At 39.9% G+C, this 1,623-nt stretch carries 2 protein-coding genes; both read right to left on the bottom strand.

The window, feature by feature from the left end; all coding sequences use genetic code 11:
• Nucleotides 1–259: 259 nt before the first annotated feature.
• The gene (locus ACWF0M_RS38100) at nucleotides 260–1,159 is read right to left on the bottom strand and encodes an IS3 family transposase (RefSeq protein ID WP_026113687.1); all 900 of its coding nucleotides are present in this window, start codon (nucleotides 1,157–1,159) and stop codon (nucleotides 260–262) included.
• A gap of 11 nt (nucleotides 1,160–1,170) precedes the next feature.
• Nucleotides 1,171–1,488, bottom strand: coding sequence for a transposase (locus ACWF0M_RS38095; protein ID WP_014479904.1), 318 nt, complete (start codon nucleotides 1,486–1,488; stop codon nucleotides 1,171–1,173).
• Nucleotides 1,489–1,623 lie beyond the last annotated feature (135 nt).

Genomic DNA, 1,623 nt, shown 5'->3' with positions numbered 1-1,623 from the left:
GAAATCATGAAGGCCTTTATTAGCTTAATATCAGAACCAAAAAGTAAGCTTACGTTGTCTAATTTAAAAATGCTAATTGAAAACAACATTGTACCTTCAGAATTTGCACAAGAAGTGAGATTCTTTCGTTTTAAAGATTACATCAGCAAAAAGGTGTACAAAACGGGTTAACCCCCTAATTTTGGACACATACTACTCTTAGCTCATTATTTCATAGAATTGCTCTTTATTTTAGGTGAGGCAAGAAAATCATCCTGCCTCATACTCTCACTTCTTTAATCGTTAGCTCTTCTGTTTGGTTTCGTTGATAAAATTCATTTGGTGCTAAATCTAAAATACTCGAATGGATTCTTCGATTATTGTAGAAATCCATGTATTCAGCCACCTCATGATACGCATCTGCGTAGGAATGAAAAGCGAACCGCCTCAAACATTCATACTCTAGTAATCGGTGAAACGACTCGATATGGGCATTCATATTCGGTGTTCTCGGCGGAATGCGTTCATGTTCGATGTGGAACGTTTCACATGCTTTCTGAAACGCTAGAGAAATAAATTGTGGACCATTATCCGTTCGAATGACTGGCTTTGTTTCTCTTTCAAATTGCTGACGCTTAAACAAGGCACGCTGCACGAGTTGGCCAGCGTCGTGTCCGGTACAATGTAAACCAATATGATAATCAATGATGGAACGGTCATATACATCAATGAGCGATAGAATAAAGAAGAAACGCTCTTCACCTTCGATGTAGCCGTATTTAATATCTGCTTCCCACAGCTGATTCGATTCAGTGATGATCCGGTTCCTCGCTAATTTTCTTGGATAGTGGAACTTCACTTCTCGCTGTGGCTGTAGGATATCGAGTTCCTTACATAATCGGTACACTTTCTTTTTGTTAATCTGTAGCGCATACTCGCTTCGAAGGCGGAGGCACAACTTTCGATAGCCATAGACACCGGCTTCACCTGAGATGAGTTCCATCAGCCATTCCTGTATTTGTTCATCCGGTATTTTTTTGCCGTTCTTAGTGAGTGAATAGCCCGGAATGGGTCTGCCCTCACTTACTGACTTTTCTTCTTTCTTGTATTGATAATAGTACGTAGAAGGAGAAATCTCTAAAATCTTCAGGACTTTACGGACGGCATAACCTTTCGCAATCCACTCATTCGCTATTTCAAGCGTTTCAGTAAGTGAGGGTTCTTCTTTTTTAGTACGTCACGGAGAATGGAAATTTCTAAATCTTTTTCGCCTAACAGCTTTTTAAGCTGGTCATTCTCCTCCTCCAACTGTTTGATCCCTGAGGGAGAAACAATATCTTGAATGCCGGAATGATCTAGATTGCCTTTTTCCTGAAAAGCTTTTACCCATTTGCTTACGAGATTTGGACTGAGCTCGTGACGTCTCGCCACCAAAGCTTTATTGCCTGTTTCAATTGCTTCTTGTACCACCTGTTGTTTAAATTCAGCAGAATGTTTTCGTCTTTGCATCACAAAAGCCCCCTTATTTGGCAACCTTAAGTATAAAACCACTCTTAGTAGGTGTCCAAATTCATTAGGGGGCTAAATAGATGACCACCTAAAGGAACGTGTGAAGAAATATCTAGAATAACTTACACACTTTTC

The sequence above is a fragment of the Kribbella sp. NPDC055110 genome, assembly GCF_053607525.1.
The sequence above is the reverse complement of the archived record's forward strand: the minus strand, read 5'-3'. Positions and strand labels throughout refer to the sequence as shown.

Excerpts from the sequence above, each read along its gene's own strand:
- ACWF0M_RS38095 (WP_014479904.1), bottom strand. The coding sequence starts at position 1,488 with ATGCAAAGACGAAAACATTCTGCTGAATTTAAACAACAGGTGGTACAA.